This window comes from Rhodoferax sp. (genome assembly GCF_028688795.1).
Taxonomy (GTDB): domain Bacteria; phylum Pseudomonadota; class Gammaproteobacteria; order Burkholderiales; family Burkholderiaceae_C; genus Rhodoferax.
Window position 1 is genome coordinate 131,670 of record NZ_JAQTXM010000003.1, and the last position, 26,828, is coordinate 158,497.

The following is a 26,828-nucleotide window of genomic DNA, read 5'->3' on the forward strand; positions in this document are numbered from 1 at the left end:
CCGTGCGACCTCATCACGTTTCTTGGAAAAGTTGACATTAAAAATTGCGCCCTTTAATGCGAATTCGCATGCCAGTGCGATATTTTGGAAGACAGAATTGCTTTGGTAGCTGCCATCAAAAATGGGCAGAAAACAACAAGTAAAAAATCAACAAAAAGGGAATTCATGCATCCATCGGTCTTTTGGACGTGATTGACGCAGTGTTTTCATGGCACGCACCATTGCATCAAAGCTCACCCGCATCTATTTGATTGTTGCGGTTTTGGTTCTGTTTTTTGCCGGCCTGGTGTCGCAGCTGTACGCCTACCACCACTCGCGCACCGTCGCACATGAAAACCTTAGCACCCAGGCGGTTGCATTGGCAGGCAATCTGGAGTCAGCGGTGACTTTTTCCGACAGTGCCTTCGCCCAGCAGACGCTCAATGCCCTGCAGCATTACCCGGACGTCCGCATGGCAGCGGTGGTCTTGCCCAGTGGCAAATACTTGGCCAGCTACCTGGCAGACGATAGCCCTGCGGGCAATGCTCACTTGGAAATCAACCTGGCACAGGGTAATTTCATGGCCACCCAAAGTCATGGCGTGGTCCAGGCCATTGCGGGCAGCGGCGTGGCTGCGACCCGTTTGGTGATGGTGGCCAGTTTGGAGAAGCTCAACCGCGAGATGGAGCTCACAGCGCTGGCGGGTCTGGCCATTGCCTGCGTGATTTTGTTGGGGGCCTATAAGCTGTTTAGCCGCATGAGTCGTCACGTGACACGCCCACTGGAGCAGCTCACCAGCGTCATGCGACATGTAGAGCGACGGCGTGACTACCAGCAGCGCGCCCAGGTGGTCAGCAATGATGAAATTGGCGAACTGGCCGAGGGTTTTAACGCCATGTTGGGGGCGCTGGAGACGCAAAACACCAGCCTGATCAGCGAGCTTGATGAGCGCAAGCGCATGCAGGAGCAGCTCGACCACCTGGCGCACTTCGACGCGGTCACACGCTTGCCAAATCGTTATTATTTTCATGACCGGTTGAAGATCTCGGTAGCTCATGGACTGGCTACGGGTCAGACCATGGCTGTTTTGTTTGTTGACCTGGATAACTTCAAGCTGATCAACGACTCCTACGGGCACCACGTGGGGGACGTGCTTTTACAGACGGTGGGCGCGCGACTGACCAGTGCCCTGCGTGCCGGTGATCTGGTGTGCCGCCTGGGGGGTGACGAGTTCGCCATCATTCTGGAGAATCTGGTTGACCTCACGCAGATGCAGCCCCTGATCGAAAAACTGATTCAGCAGTTGGCACAGCCGCTGCGCCTAGACAACCACGACGTGGTGATCAGTGGCAGCATTGGCGCGGCCCTTTGCCCCGAAGATGCAGACAACCCGGAGACGCTGCTGCGTTATGCCGACGCGGCCATGTATGCCGCAAAAGCAGATGGCAAGAACACCTGGCGGCGTTTCAATGTTGACATGGTGAGCCAGTCCACGCTTCGTCTAACGCTGGAAAGCCAAATGCGCCTGGGTTTGGCGGCGGGTCAATTTGAAGTCCATTACCAGCCCCAGATTGATTTGGCCAGTGGTCAGGTCATTGGCGTGGAGGCGTTGGCACGATGGCATCACCCTGAGCTGGGCGAGATCAGCCCGGTGCAGTTCATTCCTGTGGCTGAAGACTGCGGCTTCATTCGGCAGCTCGGGGAATGGGTGCTGCGCAGTGCCTGCCAGCAAATTGTGCAGTGGCATCTGGCGGGTTACACGCAACTCAAAGTGGCGGTGAATGTGTCGGTTCGCCAACTCGCGCACGCGGACTTTGCCGCTCATGTCATGGAGATACTGGCTGAGACCGCGTGTTCGGCGAATTTTCTTGAGCTGGAAATCACCGAAAGTGTCTTGATGCGAAACGGTGGCAGAGCGCTAGAGCTGCTGGACGTCTTGCAGCAATGTGGCATTCGCATGTCCATGGATGATTTTGGGACTGGCTATTCCTCAATGGCGCAATTGAAAAACATGCCGGTCAGCAAGCTCAAGATTGACAAAAGTTTTGTTGACGAAATCACCAGCAACCGCAGTGACCTGGCCATCACCACAGCCATGATCAGCTTGGGCAATATTCTTGACCTGCAGGTTATGACCGAGGGCGTGGAGAGCCTTGAGCAAGTGGTGCTGCTGCGCCAAGCGGGTTGCCATTGTTTTCAGGGGTATTACTTTGCGAAACCCATGCCTGCTCAGCAGGTGGCTGATTTCATAGACATTTTTTCCAAAAACCATACCGAGATTTCAAAAGGAATCACAACGTGAAAAAGTACTGCGTTCCCTTGTTATTGGCCCTTGTGTTGCATGGCTACCCGTTGGGCGCTGTCGCCGCCCAGACGCAGAGCGGGCTTGACCAGGTGTCGCTGGAAGACCTGATGCAGGTGGAGGTGACATCGGTGTCGAAAAAGCCGCAGCGACTGGCGAACGTGGCCGCTGCGGTGCATGTCATCAGCGCCGAGGAGATCCGGCTGCTGGGCGTCAACTCACTGGCCGAGGTGTTGCGTCTGGCACCCGGTGTGGATGCCACCCGCTTTTCCGGCAACCGCTGGGCGGTGTCGGTGCGCGGCTTTGCTGACGTGTTTGCCGAGAAATTGTTGGTGCTGGTGGATGGGCGCAACGCCTTTAACCCAGCCTTTTCAGGGGTGAGTTGGCAGGATTTTCAGTTTCCGCTGGAAGATATCGAACGCATTGAAATCATCCGCGGCCCGGCCGCTGCCATTTGGGGTACCAATGGCATGAATGGCGTCATCAACATCATCACCCGTTCGGCTGCATCGTCGCAAGGCGGCATGGTGGTGCTGGGGAGTGGTACCACAGAGGGCAATTATGGGCGTGTGCGCTGGGGCGGACAAAACGCTGATGGCAGCACGTTTTACCGCGTCTACGCTTCAAAACAGCGTGCCAACGCGCAGGATGCCCTGGACAGTTTGGGGGGCGGCAGTGCGCATGATGCCTATGGCCACGACGCTGCGGGCTTGCGCCTGGATGGTTACCTGGGCAGTGGTGCGCACTGGGACTTCTCGGCCGATATTTTCCAGAATGACAGCGATGGCCAGGCATATTTCTACCGCGCCAGCGGTGTCAGCATTGACCCACTCAAAGAGCAGCATCGGGGCGTGACGCTACGTGGGCGCTATGAGTTGCCGCTGGCGGATGCTGGCAACCTGCAGTTTCAGGCGGCTTATGCCGGCTCTGACATGCGTTTGCCCTACGCGATCAGCGATGAGCGAAAGACACTTGATTTGGACATGCAGCATCGCTTTCGCGCCGGCCAAAACCATGAATTGGTCTGGGGCGCAAACTACCGATTCACCAGTGACACCATTACACCCAGCGAGGTGATGAGCCTGAATCTGCCAGCGCGCAACATGCAATATTTTGGTGTGTTTGCACAAGACGAAATCAGCTTGTCTGAAACCCTGCGCCTGACTCTTGGGCTGCGCGCTGACCATCAGCCGCTTTCCGGCTGGGACACCCAACCCACTGTGCGCATGTCCTGGAACCTGCAGCCCAGTCACACCTTGTGGGGCGCGGTGTCGAGGGCCGCACGTGCGCCCTCACGCGCGGATGTGGGTTTTAACCGCAATACCGCTTTCATTACGGGCAATTTGCCAGGGTTTGTGCCCGACACGCTGGTCATCTTGCGTGGCAACGAGGTTCAGCAAAGTGAAAAACTGCTGGCGACCGAGCTCGGTGTGCGCTCGCAATGGTTGGCCAGCCTGTCCAGTGATGTGGTGCTGTTTCGCCACCGCTACGACAACTTGTTGCGCGTGCCAGTGGGCACCACCGTGATCCCTGGGTTTCCGTTGACGGTAGTCAATGTGGATGTGCGCAATGGCGGTGCCATGACGCTTGACGGTGTTGAGCTCACCACGGACTGGCGTGTTAACCCGGTTTGGCGCATTCAGTTGGCACAGACCTGGAATCAGGTGACAGACGCTGGCACGGTTGTCATTGATCCCGCTGGCACAGTGCCATCAAGCATCACGTCACTGCGCGTGTCATGGGCACCCAGCGCCCACGTCAATGTAGATGCCTGGCTGCGCCACACCGGCGCGCGTCCGTCTAATCCCACGCGCGCACAGTTGCAACGTCAGGCCTTTTCTGAGCTTGACTTGCGCGTGGCTTGGCGGCCCAGCAAAACGGTCGAGCTTTCACTCACCGGGCAAAATCTGAACCAGGGCAGCTGCGACGCTTATCAAGGCTTGGTCATTGCAGCATCCAACACCGATCTCATTCCCACTTGCCAGCCCAGAGGCCTGCTGGGTCAGCTGCGCATTGACTTCTGATGCTGTTTGTGAATTCGGCCCGGCAACTGTTGATCGTTAGTGGCTTGTTGCTTTGCGCAACAGGTGTCTGGGCGCAGGATGTGGCCTCGGTGCGGCTGGGATTTTTGCTTAATTTTTGTCGCTACACCGAGTGGCCCCAGGTCGCTTTGTCTCCCGGGCGGCCCTTGCGCCTGTGCTTGGCCCTTGGCGACGAAGCTATGCTGGCCCAGTTGGGGGAGCTTGCCAGGCAACCGGTTCAGGGGCGGCCGATTCAGGTCAGTGTGGTCTATCGTCCAGCAGATGTCAGTGCCTGTGACGCGCTCTATTTGCCAACCGATGCACCCGGTGCGTTGCCCGCCTGGTTGGGTGCCGCTCAAAGGTCTGGTGTCCTGACTGTGAGCGACCTGCCTGACTTTGCAGACAGCGGCGGCATGGTGGGTTTGGCGGCTGTCGGTGGCCGGTATCGTTTTGACATCAATCTGGGTGCGGCCAGGCAAGCTGATTTAAGGTTCAGTTCGCAACTTCTCAAGCTGGCGCGCACGGTGCGGTAGGTGCGATCTGGTTCCGCTTAATCAGCCTCAAACTGCGCCGAGTTCTTGCCTTTGAATGGCGCGTAAAACGCCTTGATGCGCGTCATGTCGGCTTCCAGGTCGCCACTTGGCACAAACATGGGCCCAAGGCCGCTGACCTTGCGCTCGTAGTCCATATAAGCCATCACGATCGGCACCTGTGCGGCCACAGCGATGTGATAAAAGCCGGTTTTCCAGTAGCGCGTTTTGCTTCGCGTGCCCTCGGGTGGCACGATCAGTTGCAGAGGGCCAACGGCTGCCTGAATTGCTTGGGCCGAGGCTGCCACCAGGTTGCCGGATTTGGATCGGTCCACCGCAATGCCGCCCAGCCAACGCATCAGCGGACCAAATGGAAAGCTGAAGATGCTGGCCTTGCCCATCCAGTAGATGTTCAGCCGCAGCGCAAACGCCACCATCAGCGTGTACGGCAAGTCCCAGTTGCTGGTGTGGGGTGCGGCAATGAAGACGCTTTTTTGCGCCTCGGCAGGCAATGCCCCCAGCACTTTCCAGCCGGCAAGTTTGAGGTAGGCCACCGAGAAGGCGCGCAGCAGGGTGTTAACGATGGGGGTCGAAAAAATGGTGCGGTGCATGGGAGCGAGCGCCTGGGGTTATCTGGCACTTATTTTGCAGCCAGGGAAAGTCGCTCGCGCAGGCGATGCGGGTTCAATCGCAGCCGCTGCAGCCGCCAGACTACCGCCTGAGCGGTACAAATTCCAGCCGTTGCCTTTGTAGTGCAGTGACCAGCCCGGTAAGTTGTCCACCATCGGGTTGCCTGAGCGCGTGACAAACCAGTGGCCCGGGGTCTGGGCGATGCTGGCCAGCACTTCTTTGGATTGCAGCACCTGTCCAGCCTTGGCGTCAAAGTCAGCGCCTTCGAACAGTTCACGCTGCCAGCCATCACCCGACTTCTGGCGCAGCGTGGGCCAATCTTCCAGCGCGATCATCGCTTGGGTGGTTTGCACATAAAACGGCAAATCGTAGGGGTAGGCCCCTGACACATAAAACCTGTCACCCGGTGTTGCTGCGCAGGCCAGCACCTCGGCCACATCTTTCGAGCGGCCGGATTTTGTGACATCACCGACCTTGAGCATCAACACCAATGCAATCGCCAGGTTCAGCAGGCAGATGCCTGCAAACCACCGCTGCGCATGGGTTCTATGCGACATCACACGCTGCCAGCCCAGCGCGGCCAGCAAGGCCAACGGTGGCAGCACCGGCAGGATGTAGCCCACCAGCTTGGAATTCGGGATCGAGAAAAACAGCAGAATCGACAGCACCCAAGCCCAGCACAAGCGCCACCACACCTGATCGATGCCAAGGGCCGAGGTCAGCGTCATAGAAGTCACCCGGCGCACTTGCCCGAGTGCAAAAAACAACCAGGGAAACAGCAGCAGCGTGAGCGCAAGCAGGTAAAACCACCACGGCTGCGGGTTGTTGTAGGTGGTCGCGGTGTAGCGGTTGAACTGCTGTCCGATGAACATGTAGTTGAAGAAGTCCGGGTACTTTTGCTGCGCCAGCACAAACCACGGCAGGGCCACCGCGCCAAACAGCGCCAGCCCGCTGACCCACGGCAAATAACGTATTTTTTTGAACTGACGTGTCCAGATCAGCCACACCAAGAGCACCAGGCCCGGCAACGCAACGCCAATCAGCCCCTTGCTCAGCATGCCTAAAGCGCAGGCCAAAAAACCCAGCCGGGCCAGCCAGGCGTTGGGCTTGTCACCCGCCATGATCGAAAAAGCAAAAAACCCAATGCCCAGACTGATCCAGGTGGCGACCAGCATGTCGTGGTTGACATATTGGCCACCCACCAAAATGCCCAGCCCGGTGCCCAGCATGATGACGGCGCGGCGGGCGATTTGTTCGGTGCTGATGTGGCGCGTCGCCAGGTACATTGCGATCAGCATTAGCCCGGCATGCAGGGCTGGCACCAGCCGCAGTCCGACCTCGTTCACACCAAAAATGGCCAGACTGATGGCATCAAGCCAATACAGCAGCGGTGGCTTGTGAAAGAACGGAATGCCGTTCAAACGCGGGGTGAGCCAGTCGCCGCTCATGAGCATCCAGCGGCCAACTTCGCCGTAACGCCCTTCGTCTGGCACGGCCAGCGGTCGGAGGGAGGCCAAGAGCAACAGTAGCAGCCAAAGGGCTGCCAGTGTCAACCAGGACTTTTGTCGTTCTGTCAAAGAAGATGTTTGAGCGTTCATTTTTTGCCAAAGGCGGTGAAAGTTGCCAAAGCACCGCTTTTTGTCATCGCGCGCAATGAGGATGCTGGTACTTTCTCATGGACTGATTTCCTAAGTGCCGTGTGAAGGCCCGAACTGGCCGGGTCAAGTGTGATTTACAAACCGGCAGCAGCCCGCAGCGTGGCAGCCCGGTCGGTGCGCTCCCAGGAAAACTCTGGCTCTTCGCGGCCAAAGTGGCCGTAGGCTGCGGTCTTTTCATAAATCGGGCGCAGCAGATCCAGCATCTGAATGATGCCGCGTGGGCGCAGGTCAAAGTGTGCGTTCACCAGCAGGGCGATCTGGTCGTCAGGGATCACGCCGGTGCCTTCGGTGTAGACCGTCACGTTCATCGGTTTGGCCACGCCAATGGCGTAGGCCACCTGAATCTGGCATTGACGTGCCAAGCCGGCGGCGACGATGTTTTTGGCCACATAACGTGCGGCGTACGCAGCAGAGCGATCCACCTTTGTTGGGTCTTTGCCGCTGAAGGCGCCGCCGCCGTGCGGGCAAGCACCGCCATAGGTGTCGACAATGATCTTGCGCCCGGTCAGGCCGCAGTCACCCTGCGGGCCGCCGATGACGAAACGTCCGGTCGGGTTGATCAGGTATTTGGTGTCCGCCGTCAGCCAGGCCTTGGGCAGCACCGGCTTGATGATGTCTTCAATCACCGCTTCAATGAAGGCTGGTTTCATCTTGGCGCCGTCGCTCATCTCTGGGCTGTGTTGGCTTGAGAGCACCACGGTGTCAATGGAGTGCGGCTTGCCATCGACATAACGCAGCGTCACCTGGCTTTTGGCATCGGGGCGTAAAAAAGGCAGGCGGCCATCTTTGCGCAATTGCGACTGACGCTCCATCAGGCGGTGCGCGTAGTAGATGGGGGCGGGCATCAGCTCAGGGGTCTCATCGCAGGCATAACCAAACATCAGCCCCTGGTCACCAGCGCCGGTGTTGAGGTGGTCATCAGAGGCATGGTCCACGCCCTGGGCAATGTCGTTGCTTTGCTTGTCATAAGCCACCAGCACGGCGCAGCCTTTGTAGTCAATGCCGTATTCGGTGTTGTCGTAGCCGATGCGCTTCAAGGTGTCGCGTGCCACCTGGATGTAGTCGACGTTGGCGTTGGTCGTGATTTCACCGGCCAGCACCACCAAACCGGTGTTGCACAGGGTTTCTGCGGCCACGCGGGATTTGGGGTCTTGTTTGAAAACTGCGTCCAGAATCGCGTCGGAAATCTGGTCAGCCACCTTGTCGGGGTGGCCTTCAGAGACGGATTCAGAGGTAAAGAGAAAGTCGTTCGCCATATTAAGAGCTCCATGAAAAGTTAACAACCGGGTTGCGTTGCCTGGGCTTTTTTGGGGCTTTCAGCGAACGCTTTAGCAGATATGTCAAAGATTTGACAAGGCACAATGGCGGCCTGTTGCAGCTGCCATCGTGTGTGTCGCCCTGCAAGTAGTTCTGTAACTCGGCGACGCGCGTAGTTTATCCCACCCCATGATCACCCTCTTCAAATTGCTGTCTCACTGCCCCTTGTGGCTGCTGCATGGCCTGGGCGCGGCGATGGGTTGGCTGGTGTTTTTGGCCTCTCCCACTTACCGCAGGCGCTTTGTGTCCAACGCGCGTCAGGCCGGTTTGACGTGGCGGCAATGGTTTGGTGCCGTGGGCGAAAGCGGCAAGCTGGTGGTTGAGTTGCCGCGACTCTGGTTGGGTGGGCCGGTGCGCATCTTGTGGGATGGCGCTGAGCATGTCGAGGCGGTGCTCAAGAAGGGGCGGGGCTTGGTGTTTTTGACGCCGCACCTGGGTTGCTTTGAAATCGCTCCGCAAGCTTATGTGCAGCGTTATGGGCACTTGGGCAAGCCCATGACCGTGCTGTTTCGCCCGCCGCGGCAGGCCTGGTTGCGTGAGGTGGTGGGGGTTGCACGCCAGCGTCCGGGGCTGTCGACGGCGCCGACCACGCTCTCTGGGGTCAAACAAATGATCAAGGCGCTGAAAGCTGGCGAGTCGGTGGGCTTGCTACCCGACCAAGTGCCGCCCGAGGGCATGGGCTTGAACGCGCCTTTTTTTGGCCGCGATGCCTACACCATGAGCTTGTCGGTGCGACTGGTGCAGCAAACCGGTGCCATTGTCTTGTTGGCTTGGGGCGAGCGCCTCAGTTGGGGGCGTGGTTACCGGGTGCATGTGCAACCCCTGACGGAAACACTGCCTGCTACGTTGCTGGAGGCGGTCACTGCGGTCAATCACGCCATGGAAATGTTGGTGCTGCAGTGCCCGCAACAGTATTTGTGGGGCTATGCACGCTACAAGCAGCCGCGTCATTCGCTTTAAGGCATCACCACACATCGCTATGGGTACCCGTTTTGTTCTTTTTTTGATGCGCCTTATGGCTCACCTGCCGTTGGTCTTGGTACGTGCCATGGGCTGTTTGCTGGGCTGGGTGTTGTACGCCGTGGTGAGCGCGCGCAGACGTGTGGTGCAGACCAATTTGCACCTGTGTTTCCCGGATCTTGACCCGATCCAACTGCGTGTCCTGTCACGCCGGGTGTTTGTGCGTTTTGCTCAAGCCTGGCTGGACCGAGGCTGGCTCTGGCATGGCGCGCCTGACTTGGTGCGCTTGCGTTTGAAACTCACAGGTGCTGTGGAAGAGCTGAGCGGCAGCGACCCGGTGGTGATTTTTGCACCGCATTTTGTGGGTCTGGATGCGGGCTGGACGGCGCTCACACAGCATCTGCCAAGGCACTTCACCACCATTTACACCGACCAATCCAATGCCGTGGCCGATGCGTGGATTTTGCAGGGCCGCCAGCGTTTTGGTTCAAGCCGCTTGTTTGGTCGGGCTGATGGTGTGAAAACCATCGTGGCCAGCTTGCGTCAGGGCGATCCGCTTTACTTGCTGCCCGACATGAACTTTGGCCCGCAAGAATCGCTGTTTGTGCCGTTTTATGGGGTGAGCGCTGCCACGGTGCCGTCGCTGTCACGCTTTGCCCGGTTGGGGCGTGCCAAGGTGGTGCCGGTGGTAACGCGCATGACACCAAAAGGCTACGAGGTGCAGGTGTTGCCCGCTTGGGCTGGCTTTCCGACTGATGACCCGCTGGCCGACACCGTGTTAATGAATGAGCGTCTGCAAACTTACATTGATGCCATGCCTGATCAGTACTATTGGGTGCACAAACGCTTCAAGGACCGGCCACTGGGCCAACCAGATTTTTATTGATAAAATCAGGCTCTAGCCCTTTATTAATAAGCGTAAGCAGCTACTTAATTAGTAGTGCCTTCGGCGTCATCAGCGACTTCCGGCGGTTCATCGTTGACCGTGGTCACGGGCGCTGCCGGGGTTGGCAGAGCCGATACCCCGGATGCCGCCGGGTGTGCCCATTGCCACAACAAGGTGGCCACATCTTCAATGCCAATGCGTTTCGGGGCTGAAAACAGCCTGACTTCACCGCCACCGGCTTGCAGTTTCATGATAGACAGCGCTTTGTTTTGTTCCACCCGTGTCAGTTTGTCGGCCTTGGTGAGGATCACCAAAAACTTCAGGCCTTCTTCGACCCGTGGCCGCACGATGTCGAGCAGAATTTCATCCAGTTCGGTCAGGCCGTGGCGTGGGTCGCACATCAGCACAATGGCCTTCAGGTTTTCGCGCGTGACCAGGTAATTGGCCATCACTTGCTGCCAGCGAATCTTGTCGGCCTTGGGCACGGCGGCGTAGCCATAGCCCGGCAGGTCGGTCAATATCGCGTCGGTTACACCTTGTTTGCCCAATGAGAACAGGTTGATGTGCTGGGTGCGGCCGGGCTTTTTGGAGGCAAAAGCCAGCTGCTTTTGTTGCGTCAGGGTGTTGATGCAGGTGGATTTACCCGCGTTGGAGCGCCCTACAAAGGCAAATTCTGGCACTTCCAGTGGCGGCAAAAAATGCAATTGCGGTGCGGTGGTGAGAAATTTGGCCGTGTGAAGCCAGCCCAAAGCCACCACCGGGCTGACCGTTTGAATGGCTTGCTCGCTGGGGATGACAGGGGTTGCGACGGAAGGGCTGGTTTGAATGGTCATGACGTGGGCGCTGTGTAATTGGCCCATTGTAGAATTGCGCGGTATCCCCACACCACATCAACTGATCTGTCCACCTATGAAGCTGATTGCCACATTCACCATCGCTGCCGCCTTGGCCGCCGCTGTTTTCTCAAGTTTTGCGAACGAAACCGCAGCAGCAGCGCCCGCCAAAGCCGATTTGGCCAAAGGTGAAGCCAGTTTTGCAGGCGTTTGCGCTGCCTGCCACGCGCCCGATGGCAACTCCCTGATTCCGGTGAATCCCAAGCTGGCACAGCAACACCCCCAATACCTCATCAAGCAGCTGGAGGAATTCAAGGCAGGCAAGCGTGAAAACGCAATCATGACTGGCATGGCGGCTGCGTTGAGCCCGGACGACATGAAAAATATCGCTTACTGGGTCAGCAGCAAGAAGGCCACACCCGGTGCTGCTAAAGAAAAAGAGCTGGTGTTGCTGGGCGAGAAGATTTACCGCGGTGGCATTGCAGACCGCCAGATTCCGGCTTGCGCTGGTTGCCACAGTCCCAACGGCGCCGGCATTCCAGCGCAATACCCGCGTCTGAGTGGCCAACATGCAGAATATGCCGTGGCTCAATTGACGGCGTTTCGCGATGGGGTTCGCAACAACAGTCTGCAAATGACGCAAATCGCTGCCAAGCTCAATGATCGCGAAATCAAGGCGGTTGCTGATTACATTGCCGGTCTGCACTGATCAGACGGCGGTTTTTGCGCTGTTCAGGTGACACCGTCGCCTGTATAGTGAAGCCAATGAGGCAGGTTGTTTTGAACAACCTGCTTTTTTTTTCGAGCATGCGGGGTGGGCATGGGTGTTTGTTTTGCCACTGCGACAAGTTTTTGTAAGAAGACATATCCTTCGCCGACTAAAACGGCACAAAGGACACTTTCATGACCATCAAAACCACTGCCCAAGGCTTTCATCATTCGGCCACGAGCGACATCACACCGCTTAAGCTTTACCAATCCCGGCGCGACTTGATTCGCTTGATGGCCACCGGCGCTGCAGGTGCTGCGTTGGCCTCGTGGGCATCGCGTGAGGCGTTTGCACAAAGCTGGACGCCATCAGGGCAACAAGCGGCGCTGGCGCACGTTAAAACATCGGTGGCTGGCGCCTTGACCATGGAAAAAATCACCGAGTACAAGCACGCCAGCACCTATAACAATTTTTATGAGTTTGGCACCGACAAGGCTGATCCTGCCAGAAACGTCCACACACTCAAGACCAGCCCCTGGACGGTCGAGATTGAAGGCCTTGTCAAAAAACCTGGTCGCTATGCCCTGGAAGACTTGCTCAAACTCAGCGCCCAAGAGGAACGAATCTACCGCCTGCGCTGCGTGGAAGGCTGGTCGATGGTGATTCCGTGGGTGGGTTACTCACTGTCTGAGTTGATTAAAAAGGTGGAGCCCTTGGGTGGCGCCAAGTACGTGGAGTTTGTGACGCTGGCCGACCCTAAGACGATGCCAGGTGTTGGCTCCAGGGTGCTGGACTGGCCTTATGTCGAGGGCCTGCGCATGGATGAGGCCATGCACCCGTTGACCCTGTTGGCATTTGGCATGTATGGCGAGGTCCTGCCCAAACAAAATGGCGCGCCCTTGCGACTGGTGGTGCCATGGAAATACGGCTTCAAGAGCGGCAAGAGTCTGGTGAAAATCCGCTTCACTGACAAGCCGCCTGCTACCGCCTGGAACAAGGCTGCGGCCAATGAGTATGGTTTTTTCTCTAACGTCAACCCCGACGTGGATCACCCACGCTGGAGCCAGGCCACGGAGCGGCGCATTGGCGAAGACGGTTTGTTTGCCAAGAAGCGCAAGACGCTGATGTTCAACGGCTACGAGGCGCAAGTGGGTCAGTTGTATGCCGGCATGGATTTGAAGAAATTCTTCTGATGCAGGCCAGCCAGACTGTTGGCCTACACCAAGGCTTGTTGCGCCGTTTCAAGGCCTTGAGCCTGCATTCGCTGGCCAAGCCGCTGGTGTTTGTCCTGGCCATGCTGCCTTTTGTCTATTTGTTGTGGTCGGCGGTGTTTGACCAATTGGGTGCCAATCCAGCCGAAGCCCTGGTTCGCTCCACGGGTGATTGGACGCTGCGCATGTTGTGCGTGGTGCTGGCTGTGACACCGTTGCGCGTGCTCACCGGTAACCCGGCGTTGGCGCGGTTTCGCCGCATGTTGGGGCTATTTGTCTACTTTTATGTGGTGCTACATCTGCTGAGCTACAGCGGTTTTGACATGGCTTTTGATGTGACTGACATCGCCAAAGATATTGGCAAGCGGCCCTTCATTTTGGTGGGTTTTGCCGCTTTTGTGCTGTTGAGTAGCCTTGCACTGACCTCGTTCAATCGGGCCATCAAGGCGTTGGGCGCTAAAAATTGGCAACGTTTGCACAAGGCGGTATACCTTGTGGCGGGCTTGGCCGTGTTGCATTTCTTCTGGATGCGCGCGGGTAAAAACGACTTCGCCGAAGTGGCCCTTTATGCCGTCATCCTGGCTGTCTTGATGGGCTGGCGGATGTGGCGATATTTACATAAAAATAGGCTGTAGCTCTTATTTGACAAACGCAAAAGCGTTCATCGCCAAGGTATGCCAAGTGAGGTTGGCCAGCTCGGCTGTGTGATCTCAGAGATTTTTGGGTGTAGAGGCTGTGCTTGCAGGTTGTGGGGTCGTGCTTGGTGTGCCCGGTCGGGGCAACAATGACTCAGGCAGGGTGGCGCGATGCGCGCCGCCCGTGTCGGGCAAATACAGTGGGCCTTGTTGACCGCAAGCTGCCAGTGCGACCGCACTGGCACCAAGGGCAAGGGTGCGGACTAGAATTTGAGGAATCAACAGCATGGTGAAATTGTAATGACCGACTCAGAATTCATGGACTTGTCCGAACGTGTGCTTGCAGGGGTGGAAGCCAGTTGCGACCGCATCAATGATGACACCCAGGCCGACATCGACAACCAGCGCACCGGCGGCATGATAACGTTGGTCTTTGCCAACCGCAGCCAGATCGTCATCAACCTGCAAAAACCGTTGCACGAGATTTGGTTGGCCGCAAAATGCGGAGGTTTTCACTATCAATTTGATGGCAAACAATGGATGGATACCAAAGGTCAGGGTGAGTTTTTTGAATCATTGTCGCGCTACGCCAGTGAGCAGTCTGGCGTGGCGCTTGCGTTTTCAGCCCCTAGTTTTTGAACAAATCCAGAATGCGTTTTTTCTCGTCGGCCGGTGGCAACTGGATTACTTCAGGTTGTTCCGTGTCTGTGCCGCTGTTCATGCCCAGCGCCGACACGCCTGATCCGCCGCTGTATTCGGTGTAGAACCACTCGCCGCCTGAATTGACCACGCCTTCGGGCACGGCAGGTTCCATCACGGGCACGTTTTTTAGCGCCTGTGCCATGAACTCAATCCATACCGGCAAGCTCAGGCCGCCACCGGTTTCACGGTCACCGAGTTTTCTGGGTGTGTCGTAACCAATCCAGGTGATAGCTGCCAGGGTGGGCTGATAGCCGGCAAACCAGGCATCCATTGAATCATTGGTCGTACCGGTTTTACCATACAGGTCGGGGCGTTTGAGTTTGGCCTGAGCCGAAGCTGCCGTGCCTGAGCGAGTGACCTCCTGTAGCAGACTGCTCATGATGAACGCGTTGCGTGCGTCAATCACGCGCCTGGATTCATCTGCCACAGGCGGCTGTGTTTGCGCCAGCACCTTGCCTTTTTGGTCTGTCACCTTGGTGATCAGCCAAGGGTTGATGCGGTAGCCGCCATTGGCAAACACCGAGTAAGCCGTGGCCATTTGCAGCGGCGTGACCGAACCAGCGCCCAACGCCATGGTCAGGTAGGCCGGATGTTTTTCGGCATCAAAGCCAAACCGTGTCGCCCAAGCTTGCGCATTTTGTGCGCCTACGGTTTGCAGAATGCGGATGGAAATCATGTTTTTTGACTTGGCCAGGCCGCGCCGCATGGTCATGGGGCCTTCAAACTTGCCATCGTAATTTTTTGGTTCCCAGGCTTGTCCGCCCGTCACACCGGCGCTGAAGAACAAGGGGCCATCGTTGATGACCGTGGCCGGCGTCACGCCGCGCTCCAAGGCTGCGGAGTAGATGAAGGGCTTGAAGCTTGAGCCCGGCTGCCGCCAGGCTTGGGTAACGTGGTTGAACTTGTTTTTGGCAAAGTCGAAGCCGCCCACCATGGCCTTGATCGAGCCGTCGCGCGGATCAACGGCAACAAAGGCGCCTTCAACTTCTGGCAGCTGCGTGATCTCCCAGGTTTTATTGGGCGTCTGTACGACACGAATCACGGCACCACGGCGGATCTTGATGTTGGCAGCCGCCTTGTCAGACAGGCCGGATTGCGCGGGCTTCAGCCCTTCACCGGTGATTTCAATCACTTCGCCGTTTTGGCGCACCGCCTGAATCTTTTTGGGGTTGGCGTCTAGCACCACGGCTGACATCACATCGCCGTTGTCGGGATGATCCTGCAAGGTGTCCACGATCATGTCTTCCAGCTCTGCCGGGGTATTGGGCAGGCTCACAAATTGCTCTGGGCCGCGGTACACCTGGCGACGCTCATAGTTCATGATGCCGCGGCGCAGTGCGGTGTAGGCCACTGCTTGGTCTTCGGTGCGCAGCGTAGTGGAGACATTGAGACCGCGGGTGTAGGTGTCTTCGCCATACTGCGCAAACATCAACTGGCGCACCGTTTCAGCCACGTACTCGGCATGTACGCCGGTGTTGTCGGAGTTGGTTTTTACCTTGAGTTCCTCGTGCTTGGCCGCCTCCGCCTGATCAGCAGTGATGAAGCCGTTTTCCTGCATGCGCTCAATGATGTAGAGCTGGCGTGACCGGGCGCGCTTTGGGTTGTTGATGGGGTTGTAGGCAGACGGTGCCTTGGGTAGCCCAGCCAACATGGCGGCCTCGGCAATCGAGATGCTTTTTAGCGGCTTGCCAAAATAGGCTTCAGACGCAGCGGCAAAGCCGTAAGCGCGGTTACCCAGAAAAATCTGGTTCATGTAAACCTCAAGAATCTGGTCTTTGGTCAGCATGTGTTCCAGCTTGAACGTCAGCAAAATCTCGTAAATTTTTCGGGTGTAGGTCTTCTCTGTGGAGAGGTAAGCATTGCGCGCCACCTGCATGGTGATGGTGGACGCCCCCTGGCTCTTGATGCGCCCAAGATTGGCCAGCGCGGCACGCGCCATGCCTTTGTAGTCCACGCCACCGTGCTCATAAAAACGTGCGTCTTCGATGGCCAGCACCGCATCTTTCATCACCTTAGGAATGTCCTGAATGCGGGTCAGGTGACGGCGCTCTTCGCCAAACTCACCAATCAGCGTTCCTTCGGCAGAAAAAACCCGCAGAGGCAATTTGGGGCGATAGTCAGACAGGTCGGATATGTCTGGCAAATTGGGAAAGGCCACGGCCATGGCAATGCCTATCACCGTGAGGACAGAGACAAAACCGGCCAGCAGCAGCGCAAGTGTTCCAAGTGCCCATTTCAAGGCCCAGTGCATGGGCGCACGCGCCTTGCGGGCGTCAGTTTTCTGGGAGTCGGGTGAGGCCGGCGAATTTTTAACGGACATAAAAGAACAAAAGAGTGATGGCGGCGATTATAAAAACGGGCTTTGCAGCCAATATCAGGTTAGCATTTCCTGGCCTGAAACTGCGCGTTGGTTCAATGATTGTTGTGTCTTGGTGTATCAAGCGACCTTGCCAAGCGTCTATATTTGGCAACGGTTGTGGGTTGCTAAAGGGGTAAATATCATTGCTGGTCAACGTTCTTGCTGCTACTATTCAAGTGAATTATCAAGAGCAATGTACCTGTTAAAGAATTTGTAAAGGAGATCGTATTGTTTTCTTTGGGGTCGTTGTTTAGTCGTCAACCTGCACCCATGCTGGGCCTTGACATCAGTTCATCCAGCGTGAAGTTGGTCGAGTTGGGTCGGGATAAGGCCGGTAACTTGGTGCTTGAAAACTGCGCAATCGTTCCTCTGGAGCGCGGTTGGATCACCGATGGCAACGTCGAAAAATTCGACGAGGTGGCTGATGCCGTGCGCCGTTTGGTCAAAAAAAGTGGCACTAAAACCAAACATGTGGCCATGGCCCTGCCACCTTCAGCGGTCATTACCAAAAAAATTGTGCTGCCCGGCGGTTTGTCGGACCAGGAGTTGGAGCAGCAGGTTGAGTCTGAAGCCAATCAATACATTCCGTTTCCGCTCGACGAAGTCAGTCTTGACTTTTGCATTGTTGGGCCAAGTTCCAACGCGTCCGGTGATGTTGAGGTGCTCATTGCAGCCTCCCGGCGCGAGAAAGTCCAGGACATTCAAGGCCTCGCCGAGGCGGCTGGCTTGAAGCCTGTGATTGTCGATGTCGAGTCGTACGCTTCACGCCTGGCCACCAGTCGGCTGATTGGCAACATGCCCAACAAAGGGGCCGGTAGCATCGTGGCCTTGTTCGAGGTTGGCGCCATGACCACCAGCATGCAGGTGATTCGCAACGATGAGTTGTTATACGACCGTGACCAAGCCTTTGGCGGTGCCCAATTGACGCAGATGATCGTACGTCAGTATGGTTTTTCGGTGGAAGAGGCAGAAAGTAAAAAACGCAGTGGCGAATTGCCTGACGACTACACCAGCACCGTGCTGAAGCCCTTTGTAGACAGTTTGGTGCAGGAAATTGGTCGTGCGCTGCAATTTTTCTTTACCAGCACCACACACAACAAGGTTGACATGGTGATGCTCGCCGGTGGCTCAGCAGCTTTACCGGGTCTGACGGACGCGGTCACCCAGCAAACCACTTTTGCCTGCACGCTGGTCAATCCGTTTGATGGCATGGAGATTTCTGACAACATCAAACTCACCAAAATGACGCGTGAAGCCCCGTCGTACCTCACCTCATGCGGGTTGGCCTTGCGGAGGTTCATGTCGTGATCCTGATCAACCTACTACCGCACCGCGAAGCCGCCCGCAAGCGGCGCAAAGACCTCTTCAACGTGGGTCTGGGCCTGTCTGCGTTGATCGGAGGGGTGTTGGCTGGGCTGGTGTTCCTCTGGTTTCAAGCGCAAATATCGGCGCAACAAGACGCCAATCAGATTTTGCAGACCGAAATCGAAAAATTTGACGCCCAAATTAAAGACATCGCTGGCCTGGAGGCTGAAATTGCTGCGCTGCGGGCACGCCAGCAAGCCGTAGAAGATTTGCAGTCAGACCGTAATTTGCCAGTGCATTTGTTGACCGAACTGGCGCGCCAGTTGCCAGAAGGTGTTTATGTCAGCAGCATGCGCCAGGATGGGCAAAATGTTGCCCTGCAAGGGGTAGCACAGTCAAACGAGCGCGTGTCAGAGTTGTTACGCAACCTGGGAAACAACTCCCCCTGGTTTTCTCGCCCGGAGCTGGTTGAAATTGTGGCTGGCACCGTTGCGCTGACACCTCGTGACTTGCGTCGGGTGGCCAATTTCAACATCAAAGTGACGCTTGTGCGTGCCAGCGAGGCCGAAAAGGTGGTGCCCGTGGGCGCACCACAAGCCAAGCCGGTAGCGGTTGCATCTGCGCCTTTGGCGAAGTAAGGGCTTTCTGCATGGCTCCCTCCCCAAAAATTTCCATTGACTTCAAGGCTGAGCTTGAAAAAGTCACTGACCAGTTCCGCAATCTCGACACCAAAGACCCATCAAGTTGGCCCACTGTGCCGCGCTATGCGCTGTATGCCGCGGTGGTGTCCGTGTTGGTCGTCGTTTTGTGGTTTGTGTGGCTCAGTGACACACAAACAGCATTGGCCGCTGAGCAGGAAAAAGAACTCAAGCTGCGCGATGAGTACAAGCTAAAGCTGGTCAAGGCCGTCAACCTTGAGGCCCTGAAAAAGCAGCGCGAGCAAGTACAGCAGTACGTGACGCAACTTGAAAAGCAATTGCCCAGCAAGGCTGAAATGGACGCCCTGTTGTCTGACATCAATCAGGCAGGCTTGGGGCGCAGCTTGCAGTTTGACCTGTTTCGGCCAGGCCAGGTGCTGGTGAAGGACTATTACGCAGAATTACCCATTGCGCTGCGGGTCACGGGCAAGTACCACGACATGGGGAATTTTGCGGCGGACATCGCCAATTTGTCCCGCATTGTGACCTTGAATAATTTGGCTATTCTGCCTGCCAAAGACGGCATGCTGGCCATGGATGCCACGGCAAAAACATTCCGCTATCTCGATTCCGAAGAAATCGCGGCGCAGCGCACGGCTGCTGCCAAAGGCGCAAAAGGGGCTGCCAAATGAGCAAGTACTTACATGTCTTGTTTGGGCTGATTGTTGCGGCCACTTTGACCGGGTGCGGCGCAGCACCAGAGGATGACTTGCGTCAATGGATGGCTGTACAAAAAAGCGAAACCCACCCAAAGATCAAGCCAATCACCGAGCCCAAGGTGTTCAAGCCTGAGCTTTACACCATGGTCAGCGACGTCGAGCCGTTTAGCAACGTCAAGCTCACGCAGTCCCTGAAAAAAGACTCGACGCAAGCGGCATCCAATGGCGCGCTGATTGCGCCCGAATTGGCCCGACGCAAAGAACCCCTTGAAGAGTTCCCCATGGATGGCATGGCTTTGGTCGGTAGCATGGTCAAGGCGGGCAAACCAGTCGCCTTGGTGACGGTAGGTAAATTGCTATACCAGGTGCGGGTGGGAGACCATTTGGGCCAAAACTTTGGACGAGTCACCAAAATTTCAGAAACTGAAGTGAGTTTGCGCGAAATCGTGCAGGACGCAGCTGGTGAGTGGATTGAGCGCACTGCAAGCCTGCAGTTGCAAGAGAGGTCAAAATGAAAATGTATAACAGTCAAAATGTTGGGGCGTTGTGCCGACGCATGTGCTCGGCTTTTGTCCTGCTGGTGACGACGAGTCTGGTTCATGCCCAAGTGGCTATCGAATCTGTCACGGGCTCACTCCAAAGCGGAGTGGAAGTGGTCAGGGTTGACCTTAGTCAGGCGTTAACCGAGCTGCCTGCCGGGTTCTCGATTCAGTCGCCAGCGCGCATTGCGCTTGATTTTCCGAATGTGGTGAGCGCCATGGGGCGTTCTAACATTGAGGTCAACCAAGGCAACTTGAAGTCGGTCAGCGTGGTGCAGGCCGGTAACCGCACCCGTGTTGTGTTGAACCTGAAGCAATTCACCACTTACAAGACCCAATTACAAGGCAAGTCCTTGTTGGTGGTTTTAGATGCCTTGACCGGTGCTGCGCCGGCGCCGGTGGCGCAAGTGTTTGCCGAGAACCAAAGCCGCGACACCTTGCCGCTTCGCGACCTGGATTTTCGGCGCGGTGATGAGGGCTCAGGCCGCGTGATTGTGGCGCTGCCAAACAACCAAGTGGGCGTCGACATTCGCCAGCAGGGCCAGACGCTGGTGGTGGAGTTCATGAAAACCACCTTGCCTGAAGGCTTGCGCAGGCGCCTGGATGTGGCCGACTTTGGTACCCCAGTGAAAACCGTCACCACATTCCAGACCGGTGACCGTGTCCGCATGGTCATTGAGCCGCAAGGCCAGTGGACGCATAGCGCCTACCAGAGTGATGAACAATTTGTGGTGGAAATCAAGCCCGTCAAGGTGGATGCCTCGAAGCTGACTCAGGGGCCGGGTTACAGCGGTCAAAAGCTGTCGCTGAATTTCCAGAGCATTGAGGTGCGGTCGCTGCTGCAAGTGATTGCCGACTTCACCAACTTCAATGTGATTACCTCGGATTCGGTTAACGGTACGGTCACCTTGCGCTTGCAAGACGTCCCGTGGGATCAGGCCCTCGACATCATTTTGCAAGCCAAAGGGTTGGGCATGCGTAAAACTGGGAACGTGCTGTGGATTGCGCCGAAAGATGAGATCAACAACAAAGAAAAACTTGATCTGGAGTCCGCTGCGGCTTTGCAGGGGCTGGAGCCATTGCGTACCCAAGCATTTCAATTGAATTACACCAAGGCGACCGAGGTTGCCGCGCAACTGACCGCAGCCAGCGGAAGCAGCAACGCATCCGGTGGTGCGCGTTTGCTTAGCCCACGTGGCAGTGTTATTTCCGAGGCGCGGACCAATCAGTTGTTTGTGACTGATATTCCAAGCAAGCTGGAACAGGTTCAGCAATTGATTGCCAAGCTTGACATTCCTGCGCGGCAGGTGTTGATTGAGGCGCGCATTGTTGAGGCTTCAGACACCTTTGGTAAATCTCTGGGTGTTAAGTTGGGCGGCAGTGACTTGCGTGCGCAGCAGGGCGGTGACGGTGGCTACACCATTGGTGGTGGTAATCGCGTCGCGTTTGGCAGCAGTTATGGCAACGCCGTGGCCAGCAGCGGTGCCGGTGGTACGGTGGATTTAACGGGTGCATTTGTCAATCTGCCCGCGGTGGGGCAGGGCGGCTATTCGCCTGCTACCTTTGCGTTGTCTATCTTCAGTTCGGCAGCCAATCGGTTTCTGAATTTGGAATTGTCTGCACTGGAAGCTGATGGCAAGGGCAAAGTGGTGTCAAGTCCCCGTGTGGTCACTGCTGACCAGATCAAGGCATTGATTGAACAAGGTACAGAACTGCCCTACCAAGTGGCCACTTCTAGCGGTGCTACCTCCATTGCGTTCAGAAAAGCCAATTTAAAGCTTGAAGTGACCCCGCAGATCACACCTGAAGGCAATATCATTTTGGCGCTGGATGTTAACAAGGACACGGTTGGTCAGTCTACTGCCGCAGGCTTTGCCATCAACACCAAGCACATTCAAACCCAAGTTTTGGTGGAGAACGGTGGCACCGTGGTGATTGGCGGTATCTTTGAGATGACCGAGACCGACAGTGAAACCAAAGTGCCAGTGCTGGGCGACCTGCCTGGCGTGGGTAATCTTTTCAAGAGCCGCTCCCGCATTGCCAACAAGCAGGAAATGCTGGTGTTCATCACCCCTAAGGTGGTGGCGGAGCGGTCAGCACGATAGTTAACAGAAAACCAAATGTGAGTGATATGAACATGCGTATGAATTTCATCAAATTTGCGGCGGGGTTTGGCCTGGCCTTGGCGTTGGTGGCTTGCGGAGGAGGAGGAGGGAGCTCGGGGACGCCTTCGGGGGCTCCATCTACTTCGGCTAGTTCGCCGGTTGTGACCGTTGTGCCTGCGAACTTTATTTTTTCTTTCGATAAATCTTCTATTTCTAATGGTGGAAGTGACGCTGCGTTGTTGACAGTAACTGTATTGGATGCTGCGAGAAATATATTGGCTGACGTTCCCGTATCTGTATCGGTTGATTCTGGTGTTTACACGCCAGTTGCAACTAAATCAGACGCTACAGGTCAAGTCACAGGCAATATTTCAATAGGTGCAGATAAAAGAAATCGAACGATTAACGTAACGATGACAGTAGGCACAATGACTAAAACAGCGTCTGTTGTAGTGACAGGCAGTAGAATTTCTGTCGCGGCATTGAATGCCACCCCACAGCCCGGTGAAATAGTCACCCTGAATGTATCGGCCTACGATAGCGCCAACATCGTGATTCCTAATGTTGAGGTCAATTTGAGTGGGACTGCTGGCTTGACTGGTTCGGTGAATACCGGCGTATCTGGTACCAAGATTGTTACATTTTTGGCGCCCTCCAATGCCGGCCCTTACACAGTTGTGGCCGATGGTTTAGGTGTTAAAGCCTCACAGTCCATCCAGGTTATTGCCGGTGTGGGATCAATACCCAATGCTGTCGGTGACGTTAGCTCTGCATCCTTGACGCCAGATCCGACCTCAATTGCGCCGAACACTGCGGGAAGTGCAGTAAATCGGGCAAGGTTGAGCGCAAAGTTTTTGACCGCTAATAACGTGGGTATTGAAAATATGCGTGTGCGCTTTGAGTTGGTAACACCTTTGCTAGGAAATGGCGAATCGATTTCGACCGGCAGCGGTACCGTATACACCAGCGCCAGTGGACTCGCTGAGGCGGATTACATTCCTGGAACTCGCAGCAGCCCAACCAATGGTGTTTCGTTGCGGGCTTGTTATAGTGCAGTTAACTTTACATCGGTTACTGATTGTCCTTCCTTTGTTGTTGCTAATTTAACTGTGGCAGGATCGTCGTTGGGTATCAGTATCGGAACTGACAACACGATGGAAAAAGGTCTTGGTGGTATTGCATACTTGAAGAAATTTTTGATTCAAGTAAACGATGCGGCAGGTGTTGCGGTCAAAGATGCGGTTGTTTCTGCCAGTGTTGATATCACACATTATGGAAAAGGTTCTAATTGGGCCTCGCCGTATATAAATATTGCTGTGCCTAGTATTCGTGATTTTCATTCAGACTATTTGCCACCTTCATCGCCAGTGAACGCTGTTCAATCGTTGCCCCCGTCGACGTATGTGCCAAAGAGAGCTGACGCTACAGTTACTCCTGTAATCGTTGGTGAGAAAATATGGTGTATCAATGAAGATTGGAATCGCAACGGGTCCCTTGATATGGGCGAAGATATTAATCGCGATGGCATTATTCAGCCACGAAAAGCTGAAATTGTTGTGTCTTATGTGAGCAGCAATAAAACTGATGCTAACGGACAGTTATTGGTTCAAATCAGTTACCCTCAAAATATGGGGCGTTGGCTAGCCTATACGGTTCGTGCGACAACCAGCGTTGCAGGTTCCGAAGGGGACGCGTCGCGGTCTTTTGTAACTGATGTTTTGGAAGGCGACGTTGCCAATGGTTCATTTTTAACGCCACCGTTCGGCACGAATTCTTGTACGTCAGTTTTTTAGTAGGTTTAGCGGCGTTTCGAATTGATCTCCCTTATCGGACTCCCCGGCTCTGGCAAGTCCACGGTCGGGCGCCAACTCGCCCGGCGGATGCAATTGCCATTTTCTGACTCTGATCATGTGATCGAGCAGCGCCTGGGCTGCTCAATTCGTGAGTATTTTGAGCGAGAGGGCGAGGCTCGCTTTCGCGACATCGAAGAGTCGGTGATTGATGAGTTGACCCTGGCGCCAAGCGGTGTCCTGTCAACGGGAGGCGGCGTGGTGTTGCGCCCAAATAACCGGCAACACCTGCGCGAACGCACCCATGTGATTTACCTGAACTCGGTGCCAGACGAGTTGTTTCGTCGCCTGCGTCACGACAAAAACCGGCCGTTGCTACAAGTGGCTGACCCGTTGCAGCGCCTGCGTGATCTGTATACCCAGCGTGACCCGCTGTACCGTGAAACCTCGCACTTCAACATCGACACGGGCCGTCCGTCAGTGGCCAGTCTGGTGAACATGATCATGATGCAGTTGGAACTTTCTGGTGTTTCACTGCCGTCCTAAACTGAGTTCGCATTAATCCGGTAACACGGTATTTCATTGGCATTGCCTCTAAACTTGAGGCATGAATGCTTCAGACCTCCAAACCGTCGCCATTGATCTGGCTGACCGTAGCTACCACATTGCCATTCGTGGCTCGTTGTTTGACAACCCCTTGAGTTATGCCGAGTTGCCCAAGGCACAAAGTGCGCTGATTGTGACCAACACCACGGTGGGGCCGCTCTACGCAGAGCGCCTGCAAAAAGCCTTGGCTGACAAATACCCTCAGGTGCACACCGTGGTGCTGCCAGACGGTGAGCAATACAAGACCTGGGAAAGCCTGAATCTGATTTTTGACGCCTTGCTGGGCCACAGCTGCGACCGCAAAACCATGTTGTTTGCGCTGGGCGGCGGTGTGGTGGGCGACATGACGGGCTTTGCTGCTGCCAGCTACATGCGCGGTGTGCCGTTTGTGCAAGTGCCCACCACGCTGTTGGCACAGGTGGACTCATCGGTAGGTGGCAAAACCGCCATCAACCACCCGCTGGGCAAGAACATGATTGGCGCGTTTTACCAGCCGCTCAAAGTGGTGTGTGATCTGGACACGCTGAAAACCCTGCCCGACCGCGAGCTCAGCGCCGGTCTGGCAGAGGTCATTAAATACGGGCCAATTGCCGACATGGATTTTCTCAGCTGGCTAGAGGCGCACATCGGTGAGGTCATGGCGCGTGACCCGGCTGCGCTGGCCCATGTGGTCAAACGCAGCTGCGAGATCAAGGCCTGGGTGGTGGGTCAAGATGAGCGCGAAGCGGGCTTGCGCGCCATTTTGAATTTTGGCCACACCTTTGGCCACGCCATTGAGGCCGGTTTGGGTTATGGCGAGTGGCTGCACGGCGAGGGCGTGGGCTGCGGCATGGTGATGGCGGCGCACTTGTCGTTGCGCCTGGGGCTGGTGGACGCGCTGTTTGTGGCGCGCTTGACAGCGTTGATTGCCAAGGCCGGTTTGCCTGTTCAAGCGCCGGTCTTGTCGACCACAGACAACGCCGGGCGCTATTTGGAGCTGATGCGGGTGGACAAAAAATCCGAGGCGGGCGACATCAAGTTTGTCCTGATTGATGGCCCCGGCCGTGCCATTGTGCGCGGTGCGCCGGAGCCTATGGTGCGCCAGGTGATCGATATGTGTTGCAGCGATAAACTGCTAAAAATATAGCTATCTGCGCTTATTCTATAAGGGTTAAAGCCCTATTTATCATATAAACATGACCTTGGCACCCTACGCCTGCAATCCGGCGCAAACCCGTGGCAGGCGCTACCCGCAAGCCCCGGCCCCAACGCGCACCGAGTACCAGCGCGACCGCGACCGCATTGTGCACAGCACCGCGTTTCGGCGGCTGGTCTACAAGACGCAGGTGTTTTTGAACCACGAGGGTGACCTGTTTCGCACCCGCATGACGCATTCACTGGAGGTGGCGCAACTGGGTCGCTCCATTGCGCGTTCGCTCAAGCTCAATGAGGATCTGGTTGAAGCCATTGCATTGGCGCATGACCTGGGTCACACGCCTTTTGGCCACGCCGGGCAAGACGCGCTCAATGACTGCATGGCAGCCTTTGGCGGCTTTGAGCACAACCTGCAGAGCCTGCGTGTGGTCGACCTTCTGGAAGAGCGCTATCCCGAGTTTGATGGCCTGAACCTGACGTTTGAGACCCGCGAGGGCATTCTTAAACATTGCTCACGCGCCAACGCTCAAGCGCTTGAACTCAGCGAGCCTGGTGGTGTGGCACAACGGTTTTTGAGCCATCAGCAGCCCAGCCTGGAGGCGCAGCTGTGTAACCTCGCAGACGAGATTGCCTACAACGCGCATGACATTGATGATGGGGTGCGCTCCGGTCTGATCACCTTGCAACAGTTGCAGGCGGTGCCGCTGTTTGACGACTTCCGGCGGCAGACCTTGGCTGAATTCCCGCATCTGCAGGAGGCAGTCCAAGGTCGCCGCCTGCTTTACGAGGCGATTCGGCGCATGCTCAGCGCGCAGGTGTATGACGTGATCGCGGCCACGCAAGCCGCGTTGGATGAAGTTCAGCCAGCCAGCGTGGACGCCGTGCGCCAGTTGCCGCCCCTGGTCCAGTTTGGTGCTGAGATGCGCGCCAAATCTAAGACGCTGAAAGCTTTTTTGTTGCCGCAACTTTACCGCCACCCGCAAGTGCTGCAAACCACCGGGCACGCCAGGCAAGTGGTGACTGACTTGTTTGACGCCTATTTCAGCGCAGCACATGAAATGCCTGAGCGTTACCAACGCCGCGCAGACCAGTCCGGCGGCACCGACCCGGCTGCAGTCACGGCGCGTGCCGTGGCAGATTACATTGCCGGCATGACCGACCGGTTTGCCGTGCGCGAGCATGAGCGCTTGACCGGCTTGCGGCTGTTGGCTTGAGCCGAGCAACTGTTCAAACGCTTGGGTAAAACCTCTAATCCCACAG

The 26,828-nt window shown here is 56.2% G+C and carries 25 protein-coding genes; 19 read left to right on the forward strand and 6 right to left on the reverse strand.

The annotated features are described in order from the left end of the window. Positions 1-208: 208 nt before the first annotated feature. Genes PHQ58_RS03545 through PHQ58_RS03555 form a run of 3 tightly spaced genes read left to right on the forward strand, consistent with a single transcriptional unit; the run spans position 209 to position 4,835 of the window. The gene (locus PHQ58_RS03545; protein ID WP_300106991.1) at positions 209-2,281 is read left to right on the forward strand and encodes an EAL domain-containing protein; all 2,073 of its coding nucleotides are present in this window, start codon (positions 209-211) and stop codon (positions 2,279-2,281) included. Continuing rightward, on the forward strand, positions 2,278-4,305 hold the full coding sequence (locus tag PHQ58_RS03550) for a TonB-dependent receptor (protein ID WP_300106994.1): 2,028 nt from the start codon (positions 2,278-2,280) through the stop codon (positions 4,303-4,305). The genes PHQ58_RS03545 and PHQ58_RS03550 overlap by 4 nt, the downstream gene beginning before the upstream one ends. After that, on the forward strand, positions 4,305-4,835 hold the full coding sequence (locus PHQ58_RS03555; protein ID WP_300106997.1) for a YfiR family protein: 531 nt from the start codon (positions 4,305-4,307) through the stop codon (positions 4,833-4,835). The genes PHQ58_RS03550 and PHQ58_RS03555 overlap by 1 nt, the downstream gene beginning before the upstream one ends. 17 nt (positions 4,836-4,852) lie before the next feature. Here PHQ58_RS03555 and PHQ58_RS03560 read toward each other — a convergent pair whose 3' ends face one another. The 3 genes from PHQ58_RS03560 to metK form a co-directional block, all read right to left on the reverse strand. After that, positions 4,853-5,443: a lysophospholipid acyltransferase family protein gene (locus PHQ58_RS03560; protein ID WP_300106999.1), complete on the reverse strand. Its 591-nt coding sequence runs from the start codon at positions 5,441-5,443 to the stop codon at positions 4,853-4,855. Between the two features lie 18 nt (positions 5,444-5,461). Then, positions 5,462-7,039, reverse strand: a complete 1,578-nt coding sequence (locus tag PHQ58_RS03565) for a glycosyltransferase family 39 protein (protein WP_300107001.1) — start codon at positions 7,037-7,039, stop codon at positions 5,462-5,464. 155 nt (positions 7,040-7,194) lie between these two features. Next, positions 7,195-8,376 (reverse strand): methionine adenosyltransferase, encoded by a 1,182-nt coding sequence (gene metK / locus PHQ58_RS03570; RefSeq protein WP_300107004.1) that lies wholly within the window; start codon positions 8,374-8,376, stop codon positions 7,195-7,197. 190 nt (positions 8,377-8,566) lie between these two features. Between metK and PHQ58_RS03575 the strand changes: the two genes are divergently transcribed. Next, the gene (locus tag PHQ58_RS03575; RefSeq protein WP_300107007.1) at positions 8,567-9,397 is read left to right on the forward strand and encodes a lysophospholipid acyltransferase family protein; all 831 of its coding nucleotides are present in this window, start codon (positions 8,567-8,569) and stop codon (positions 9,395-9,397) included. 19 nt (positions 9,398-9,416) lie between these two features. Next, entirely contained in the window at positions 9,417-10,283 is an 867-nt protein-coding gene (locus tag PHQ58_RS03580) for a lipid A biosynthesis acyltransferase (protein ID WP_300107010.1), read from the forward strand. Positions 10,284-10,327: 44 nt separating this feature from the next. Here PHQ58_RS03580 and yihA read toward each other — a convergent pair whose 3' ends face one another. After that, positions 10,328-11,110, reverse strand: coding sequence for a ribosome biogenesis GTP-binding protein YihA/YsxC (gene yihA, locus PHQ58_RS03585; protein ID WP_300107281.1), 783 nt, complete (start codon positions 11,108-11,110; stop codon positions 10,328-10,330). Between the two features lie 82 nt (positions 11,111-11,192). On the opposite strand from yihA, the gene PHQ58_RS03590 reads away from it, so the two are divergent. The 3 genes from PHQ58_RS03590 (at position 11,193) to PHQ58_RS03600 (ending at position 13,671) form a co-directional block, all read left to right on the forward strand. Beyond that, complete coding sequence (locus PHQ58_RS03590; protein WP_300107012.1) at positions 11,193-11,825, forward strand: c-type cytochrome; 633 nt, start codon at positions 11,193-11,195, stop codon at positions 11,823-11,825. A 194-nt stretch (positions 11,826-12,019) separates the two neighbouring features. Next, complete coding sequence (gene msrP / locus PHQ58_RS03595) at positions 12,020-13,018, forward strand: protein-methionine-sulfoxide reductase catalytic subunit MsrP (RefSeq protein ID WP_300107015.1); 999 nt, start codon at positions 12,020-12,022, stop codon at positions 13,016-13,018. Continuing rightward, a complete protein-coding gene (locus PHQ58_RS03600) occupies positions 13,018-13,671 on the forward strand; it encodes a sulfite oxidase heme-binding subunit YedZ (RefSeq protein WP_300107018.1) in 654 nt (217 codons plus the stop codon). Before msrP ends, PHQ58_RS03600 begins: the two co-directional genes overlap by 1 nt. Positions 13,672-13,746: 75 nt before the next feature. On the opposite strand, the gene PHQ58_RS03605 is transcribed toward PHQ58_RS03600, so the two are convergent. Then, positions 13,747-13,959, reverse strand: a complete 213-nt coding sequence (locus PHQ58_RS03605; RefSeq protein WP_300107021.1) for a lipoprotein — start codon at positions 13,957-13,959, stop codon at positions 13,747-13,749. 12 nt (positions 13,960-13,971) lie between these two features. Between PHQ58_RS03605 and cyaY the strand changes: the two genes are divergently transcribed. After that, positions 13,972-14,310, forward strand: a complete 339-nt coding sequence (gene cyaY / locus PHQ58_RS03610) for an iron donor protein CyaY (RefSeq protein ID WP_300107024.1) — start codon at positions 13,972-13,974, stop codon at positions 14,308-14,310. On the opposite strand, the gene PHQ58_RS03615 is transcribed toward cyaY, so the two are convergent. Beyond that, on the reverse strand, positions 14,300-16,624 hold the full coding sequence (locus tag PHQ58_RS03615; protein WP_300107027.1) for a penicillin-binding protein 1A: 2,325 nt from the start codon (positions 16,622-16,624) through the stop codon (positions 14,300-14,302). The two genes, cyaY and PHQ58_RS03615, sit on opposite strands and share 11 nt — an antisense overlap. On the opposite strand from PHQ58_RS03615, the gene PHQ58_RS03620 reads away from it, so the two are divergent. The 10 genes from PHQ58_RS03620 to PHQ58_RS03665 all read left to right on the forward strand — a co-directional run bounded on the left by PHQ58_RS03620 (position 16,623) and on the right by PHQ58_RS03665 (position 26,782). Then, a complete protein-coding gene (locus PHQ58_RS03620; protein ID WP_300107029.1) occupies positions 16,623-16,949 on the forward strand; it encodes a hypothetical protein in 327 nt (108 codons plus the stop codon). The genes PHQ58_RS03615 and PHQ58_RS03620 overlap by 2 nt on opposite strands. 11 nt (positions 16,950-16,960) lie before the next feature. Then, positions 16,961-18,040 (forward strand): pilus assembly protein PilM, encoded by a 1,080-nt coding sequence (locus PHQ58_RS03625; RefSeq protein ID WP_300107031.1) that lies wholly within the window; start codon positions 16,961-16,963, stop codon positions 18,038-18,040. Continuing rightward, positions 18,037-18,675, forward strand: a complete 639-nt coding sequence (locus PHQ58_RS03630) for a PilN domain-containing protein (protein WP_300107034.1) — start codon at positions 18,037-18,039, stop codon at positions 18,673-18,675. Before PHQ58_RS03625 ends, PHQ58_RS03630 begins: the two co-directional genes overlap by 4 nt. A gap of 11 nt (positions 18,676-18,686) precedes the next feature. Then, a complete protein-coding gene (locus tag PHQ58_RS03635) occupies positions 18,687-19,367 on the forward strand; it encodes a type 4a pilus biogenesis protein PilO (RefSeq protein WP_300107037.1) in 681 nt (226 codons plus the stop codon). Further along, positions 19,364-19,909, forward strand: coding sequence for a pilus assembly protein PilP (locus PHQ58_RS03640; RefSeq protein WP_300107040.1), 546 nt, complete (start codon positions 19,364-19,366; stop codon positions 19,907-19,909). The genes PHQ58_RS03635 and PHQ58_RS03640 overlap by 4 nt, the downstream gene beginning before the upstream one ends. 41 nt (positions 19,910-19,950) lie before the next feature. Then, the gene (gene pilQ, locus PHQ58_RS03645; RefSeq protein WP_300107284.1) at positions 19,951-22,038 is read left to right on the forward strand and encodes a type IV pilus secretin PilQ; all 2,088 of its coding nucleotides are present in this window, start codon (positions 19,951-19,953) and stop codon (positions 22,036-22,038) included. Positions 22,039-22,055: 17 nt separating this feature from the next. Continuing rightward, positions 22,056-23,831: an Ig-like domain-containing protein gene (locus tag PHQ58_RS03650; protein ID WP_300107043.1), complete on the forward strand. Its 1,776-nt coding sequence runs from the start codon at positions 22,056-22,058 to the stop codon at positions 23,829-23,831. Positions 23,832-23,852: 21 nt separating this feature from the next. Then, on the forward strand, positions 23,853-24,374 hold the full coding sequence (locus PHQ58_RS03655; protein WP_300107046.1) for a shikimate kinase: 522 nt from the start codon (positions 23,853-23,855) through the stop codon (positions 24,372-24,374). 61 nt (positions 24,375-24,435) lie between these two features. Continuing rightward, entirely contained in the window at positions 24,436-25,560 is a 1,125-nt protein-coding gene (aroB, locus tag PHQ58_RS03660) for a 3-dehydroquinate synthase (RefSeq protein ID WP_300107049.1), read from the forward strand. Between the two features lie 49 nt (positions 25,561-25,609). After that, on the forward strand, positions 25,610-26,782 hold the full coding sequence (locus PHQ58_RS03665; protein WP_300107052.1) for a deoxyguanosinetriphosphate triphosphohydrolase: 1,173 nt from the start codon (positions 25,610-25,612) through the stop codon (positions 26,780-26,782). Positions 26,783-26,828 lie beyond the last annotated feature (46 nt).

What these genes read in the sequence shown, in the direction of transcription:
- PHQ58_RS03545 (WP_300106991.1), top strand. Translation starts at nt 209, where the DNA reads ATGGCACGCACCATTGCATCAAAGCTCACCCGCATCTATTTGATTGTT.
- PHQ58_RS03555 (WP_300106997.1), top strand. Translation starts at nt 4,305, where the DNA reads ATGCTGTTTGTGAATTCGGCCCGGCAACTGTTGATCGTTAGTGGCTTG.
- PHQ58_RS03560 (WP_300106999.1), bottom strand. Translation starts at nt 5,443, where the DNA reads ATGCACCGCACCATTTTTTCGACCCCCATCGTTAACACCCTGCTGCGC.
- metK (WP_300107004.1), bottom strand. Translation starts at nt 8,376, where the DNA reads ATGGCGAACGACTTTCTCTTTACCTCTGAATCCGTCTCTGAAGGCCAC.
- PHQ58_RS03575 (WP_300107007.1), top strand. Translation starts at nt 8,567, where the DNA reads ATGATCACCCTCTTCAAATTGCTGTCTCACTGCCCCTTGTGGCTGCTG.
- PHQ58_RS03580 (WP_300107010.1), top strand. Translation starts at nt 9,417, where the DNA reads ATGGGTACCCGTTTTGTTCTTTTTTTGATGCGCCTTATGGCTCACCTG.
- PHQ58_RS03590 (WP_300107012.1), top strand. Translation starts at nt 11,193, where the DNA reads ATGAAGCTGATTGCCACATTCACCATCGCTGCCGCCTTGGCCGCCGCT.
- msrP (WP_300107015.1), top strand. Translation starts at nt 12,020, where the DNA reads ATGACCATCAAAACCACTGCCCAAGGCTTTCATCATTCGGCCACGAGC.
- PHQ58_RS03600 (WP_300107018.1), top strand. Translation starts at nt 13,018, where the DNA reads ATGCAGGCCAGCCAGACTGTTGGCCTACACCAAGGCTTGTTGCGCCGT.
- PHQ58_RS03605 (WP_300107021.1), bottom strand. Translation starts at nt 13,959, where the DNA reads ATGCTGTTGATTCCTCAAATTCTAGTCCGCACCCTTGCCCTTGGTGCC.
- cyaY (WP_300107024.1), top strand. Translation starts at nt 13,972, where the DNA reads ATGACCGACTCAGAATTCATGGACTTGTCCGAACGTGTGCTTGCAGGG.
- PHQ58_RS03620 (WP_300107029.1), top strand. Translation starts at nt 16,623, where the DNA reads ATGGGCGCACGCGCCTTGCGGGCGTCAGTTTTCTGGGAGTCGGGTGAG.
- PHQ58_RS03615 (WP_300107027.1), bottom strand. Translation starts at nt 16,624, where the DNA reads ATGCACTGGGCCTTGAAATGGGCACTTGGAACACTTGCGCTGCTGCTG.
- PHQ58_RS03635 (WP_300107037.1), top strand. Translation starts at nt 18,687, where the DNA reads ATGGCTCCCTCCCCAAAAATTTCCATTGACTTCAAGGCTGAGCTTGAA.
- PHQ58_RS03640 (WP_300107040.1), top strand. Translation starts at nt 19,364, where the DNA reads ATGAGCAAGTACTTACATGTCTTGTTTGGGCTGATTGTTGCGGCCACT.
- pilQ (WP_300107284.1), top strand. Translation starts at nt 19,951, where the DNA reads ATGTGCTCGGCTTTTGTCCTGCTGGTGACGACGAGTCTGGTTCATGCC.
- aroB (WP_300107049.1), top strand. Translation starts at nt 24,436, where the DNA reads ATGAATGCTTCAGACCTCCAAACCGTCGCCATTGATCTGGCTGACCGT.
- PHQ58_RS03665 (WP_300107052.1), top strand. Translation starts at nt 25,610, where the DNA reads ATGACCTTGGCACCCTACGCCTGCAATCCGGCGCAAACCCGTGGCAGG.